The sequence below is a fragment of the Snodgrassella sp. CFCC 13594 genome, from assembly GCF_001590725.1.
Classification (GTDB): Bacteria; Pseudomonadota; Gammaproteobacteria; order Burkholderiales; family Neisseriaceae; genus Snodgrassella.
On record NZ_LQXR01000036.1, the window covers coordinates 1 to 5,057 of the forward strand.

General features: G+C 49.0%; 3 protein-coding genes. 1 reads left to right on the plus strand and 2 read right to left on the minus strand.

All coding sequences use genetic code 11. From position 1 onward, the window contains the following. Nucleotides 1–2,707 (minus strand): LPD7 domain-containing protein (locus tag A2F46_RS11320; protein WP_156471637.1); only part of this gene is annotated, 2,707 nt, incomplete at its 3' end. A 140-nt stretch (nt 2,708–2,847) separates the two neighbouring features. Between A2F46_RS11320 and A2F46_RS11325 the strand changes: the two genes are divergently transcribed. After that, nucleotides 2,848–3,159 (plus strand): DNA-binding transcriptional regulator, encoded by a 312-nt coding sequence (locus A2F46_RS11325; protein ID WP_082783684.1) that lies wholly within the window; start codon nt 2,848–2,850, stop codon nt 3,157–3,159. Between the two features lie 51 nt (nt 3,160–3,210). Here A2F46_RS11325 and A2F46_RS11330 read toward each other — a convergent pair. Then, on the minus strand, nt 3,211–5,057 hold a 1,847-nt coding region (locus A2F46_RS11330; RefSeq protein WP_082783685.1), incomplete at its 5' end, for a type IV secretory system conjugative DNA transfer family protein.

Genomic DNA, 5,057 nt, shown 5'->3' on the forward strand with positions numbered 1-5,057 from the left:
AAGTGAGGTAATAACTGTCCTGATTCTTACTGTCATGCTGGTATGGTGCTGCACCGTGGGCCACGATGCGCTCACCGGCAACGGCAGCGGGCGCATTGTTTGCAGGCGATGTCGGAGATGCTGCTAAGGTTGCCGTATCAACCTCAGGCGTACGCTTTTGCTCTGGTCGTGGCATGGCAGGCTCAATGCTGTTGAGGCTGTTTTCAGAGCGAATCCGCTCAACCAAAGCCAGATCAGCGGCGGTAGGTGCATAACCACGGGTGCGGATACCTTGGCTTTCAGCCGCCACATACATCATGGCTTTAAATTCTTTGGTACCGGACAACTTAATGCTATCCCAGCCTTTGGCTTTGGCCACTTCCAGCATGTCATTGACGGTTTGGGCATCAGTTTTTGCGGTACTGATTTTTTTACCCTGGTCTTCAAACAATACAGTGGTGCCATTGTTGGCTGATAAGTACTGGCCGTTAGCCACTATGTAACGACTGGCCAAATGCTCCGGAGGCGCTTTGTACTGAAGATCGGTAATCGGTTTGGCCGGCTTGGCTTGATCTGCCGAATCCACCTTTGCATCAGCAGAAGGATTTTTGTCGGCACTATCACTGGCCTGTTGCCAACTAGGAGTCGGTTCATCCGCCACTGGTTTGGCTGTAGAAGTGCCCTTTTCTGATGGCACTGAGTCGGCTGGCCCAGGTTGTTTCGACCCTTGCGCGGGCATGGTTTGTTGCCGTTGGTCATCCAGTTCAATGCTGTTGGTTTGCTCAGGTGACTGTGCCATATTCGTTTCCTGTGAACGTAAAAAAACCGCCTGTTCGGCGGTCGGTGATGATGTTGGTTGCGTAGGTGGTTCAGAAAGAACTGAAGCCACCTTATTGGTGGCTTCTGACATGGGATTTACTTCGGGTTGTTCTCGCTGAACCGGAATTGCTTTGTGTAGTGTTGCTCCATAATTATTGATGCTTGCAACATTTCTTGCTTCAATGATTCGATCTCGGACGAAGTCAACACTCGCGGCTTTGCGGATGTGTCCTGATTCACCTTGGGTGAGTCTATCAACGCCATAACCAAACTCCTGTTTAAATAAGTTGTCCATCCCATCGCCATGTTTCTGGCGTATGGCTTCTATCCTATCTGATTGAATAACAATATTCAATGCAGACTCGTGTGCCGTCATCACCGCAGAACCCATTACTTGGCCACCACGATTTTCAATGAAACCTTTTAAAGATGCGATTGTTCCACCAACAGACAGAGAATCGTCAATGATGATGTATTTCTGACCCTGTTCAACATCACCTGTAAAGGTAGGCTGGAAAGCGATTCGGTGGTATATGCCTGCGCCTGTTCGACTTACTTTGTTTGCTTGCTGAATATTGTAATCAACAGGAAACCCTAACTCAGCACTTAGTGCTTTGGCCATCGCCAAAGGAATCATATTGCGCCCAGCAGCTTCTTCCGCCAACATAGGTATCAAATATGGCTTTTCTCCGTCGGCCATATCGCGGATTTGTTGCACCAATTGTGGTTTGATTAATTTCTGCACCAATTCAATAGCTGCTTGGGGATCACCACCTTTGGCAGCAACATACTTGGGTTCATTTTTTAACTCACCCATGTTTCCATTGCGAATCACCGGTGGAAAATCGCCCCAGTCAGATCGCTCCAGTTTTGGCCATTCAGCTTCTGGTTCAGGCTGCCTGATCATTTCAGATTGCAACACATGGCGTACAGCATCAATGCCTGCTAACGCATGCAGGTCATTAAAATCAGAGGGCAGTGCATCAGGCCCATGTGATTGCTGGTACCGGGCTTGCTGCTCGTCGGTAAACACCGGCATGGTGACACGGGCCCGATCACCAAAAATTTCTGCGGCTTCACGGGCTTTGGTAATGCCGGTTTGGCTGGCGTCATTATCAGCTGCAATCACCACTGGTGTGGCGGCTGGCAAGGTTTGTACCATCTTCTGGGCGACGGCAGGCAAGTTGCCGGCATTGAATGCAACCACCACGGGCATCCCTGTTGCCTGATAAATACTGGCTGCGGTGGCGACACCCTCGGCCAGCACAACGCCTTCAGCAATGCGTTTGGTGTCGCCGATGAATGTGTAACTGCCCTGAGCTTTGCCTCCTGACAAGAACCGCTTGGCTCCGGTTTCATCAATGAATTGCATGGATACAATTTCTTTGTCCTGCATCACCGGTACCAATAAGTTCTCATGGCCCTTGTAGTGACTTTGTTTCAACTGACCCACGATATAGGGGTCAGTGATGCCTTTAGCCACTAAATAAGGGTGTTGCGCAGAAGCTGGCCCGTTGTTACGCCAAATAGTATTAGCGGTGCGCTGGGCCTTTTCCTGAGCCTTCTGTGTGGCCACAGCCTCAGCTTGCTGCCGTTTCTGTGCCTCACGTTCCCTTTTGGCCAACTCCTCAGTAGATGGCGGAGTGTAGGGTTTATTGGGTTTGTACCCTCCTTGCCTGGCTTCATAAAACAACGAGCCGATACGCACATTGCCTGGTTTCAGACTTTTCCAAACATCTTTGGTGTCGCGTGGTTGGTAATTACTGCTTTGTTGTGACCATTGATCCCAAACATCGAAACCATCATTGCCTAGCTCGTCTTTTAAGGCAGCACCCATTTTGACCCACATGTCGCGCTCTTGTGGATCGACATAGCTCAGGGCAAAACGGATGTCATCTATATCACTCATGATGTCCTCACAAATAAAAATGCCGGCGCATGGCCGGCAGGGTAAATAGAAAATTAACTTGATATTTGATACCACTAAAATATAATGCAATGTATTATAAAATGCTAAGTATCCTAATATGCTAACGGTTGCAGAGACTGATGAATTTAAATCACAAGAATGCAGTATTGGCTGATGATCCCGATGCCTTGTCTATTCGTGATTCTTTGGTGCGCTCACTTGAACAGGCCAAAGCAGGAAAATTCGCCAGAACAACCACAACACCGTTACTGCCTGTAGCCGAGTTACGCTTGCGTATGGGTCTTTCACAAAACAAGTTTGCCCGTAAGTTGGGTATTTCGGTCAATACCCTTAAGTCATGGGAACAGGGGCAACGCAAGCCCAGTGGGGCTGCCAATGTTTTGCTGCAATTGCTGGATAAACATCCAGAACTGGTTGAAGAAATGCATTAAATACACTCTCCAAAAAACCGGCACATAGCCGGCAAGGGTTATCGCAATCGGTTAGGTATTGCTCAAGACAGCTTTAAAAATTGGCATCGCGTTGATGCCGAGGCTCTCTTGTACGCACTGGCTCATTTTTTCTATGTACTCAGGTGGGCAGTCCGGTGTAATCAAGTTCTTCAGTAACGTATTGAACACATCCGCAGCATTGGTTACGTCACGAGCATCAGCAGTGGCCATCACTTCATCGGGCATGTATTGAACCACAGCCGTGGCGCCAATCAAACGCTTGGCTGCATTCACTTGCAATGCCGGCACAATTGGGCAAGGAAGATTGGCGCGCTCGATGAAGGCAGGATCTTGCCAGTAGATAATCTTTTGGGCTTTGATCGGCCGATTTTTGGCCATACTGATGATGCACTCTGAGCTGGGCATCAGCTTCAACTCCTGCGGCAGCATCACTGCCCGGCGCTGGTCTGATTGGTTTTGACTGCGGCTGCCGCCCCTTCCTGAAGAACGCGAAAGTGATTTGGCTTTGAAGGTTTCATAGCCAATCATTTTGCTGTATTCCTCAGCATCAGCATCATCGGCCGGTGTAAACACCACATGGCAGTCGAAGTTGGTGAAGAATGTGCGTGTCGCATCACGGCCATATAAGTCTGTCACTTGCGATGGTGACTGAATAATGATGAGCAAGCGAAGGCCATAACCGGCGATGTACGATACCCCATGCTGAATCGCAGGAATCACGCCTAAAGCAGTGAACTCATCCATTAGCAATGTGCATTGATATTTTATTGCCGGATTGTTTTCTGGTAGGCCCTGCTGTACGTTAAGGCTCACTAATTGGCTGAAGAACAAATTAGTGAGGCGAGAGAATGGCCCAGTATCCGTGGGGATGATACCGATGTAAATCGTCATGCGCTGTCGGCGCACGTCCGTCAACATAAAGTCATCACCGCTGGTGGCTGCCTCTACTACAGGGTCAAGAAATACACCCAACGGTGCCGTTAGCGTCGCCAAAATATCAGCACCGGTTTTGGCATTACCATTGGCAAAACCATACAGCAAGGTTTTGCAGTTGCTGCTTAACTGGGTATGAGGCTGTTGGTCACGCAGCTCAATCTCCTCTTTAATCCACTCAGTCAAAGTCATGCCATTAGGTGGCGCAGTCATGCGGAACAAATTGGCCAACGTGCTTTTTTGTTTTGAATCATCCAAATCACGTTCCTGCTCTGTTTCCAGCATGTACAAAACCAGGCCGGTAAACAGCTTCTGTGCCGACTCGGCAAAGAACGTCGCTGATCCCGTATCCTTACTCGGTTTAGGAATCAAAATATCCGCCATTTTCATGATGTCTTTGTACATGTAGCGTGGATCACGGCGGATGTACGTCATTGGGTTCCAACGATGTGACACCACCGGCGCATTGGGGTTGATGGCGTGTTCAGGCATTTGCCCTGCAGGGTTAAACAAAAAGACTTTCTGTTTCAGCTTGTCCTGGCGAAAGCCACCGGTGATGAGAAAATTTTCCAGCTTGGGGTCATATACCACCATGCTGCCACGATAATGCAGGCAGTTGGGTATCACAATGCCAACGCCTTTGCCTGAGCGCGTCGGTGCAGCCAAATACAAGAATGTATTGCTTGCCCAACGCAGATAGTCTTTTCCGAATTTGCCAATGAGCAAATCCGGATAATCGGTTTTGTTAAACTCTTTTTGCAGTAGTCCGGTTTTCAAGACTTCGACTTTGTTTGCAAATCGCGCTGAACCATGAAGCTCGCGTTTTTCAGGGGCAAAAGTGGCTGCCATCACCAACACGAATGGTGCAATGGCCAAAATGCCACTGACCACCGCACTCACCATCAAGGGAAAGTGCATTGCTTCAGGCAAGGCATCACGATGGG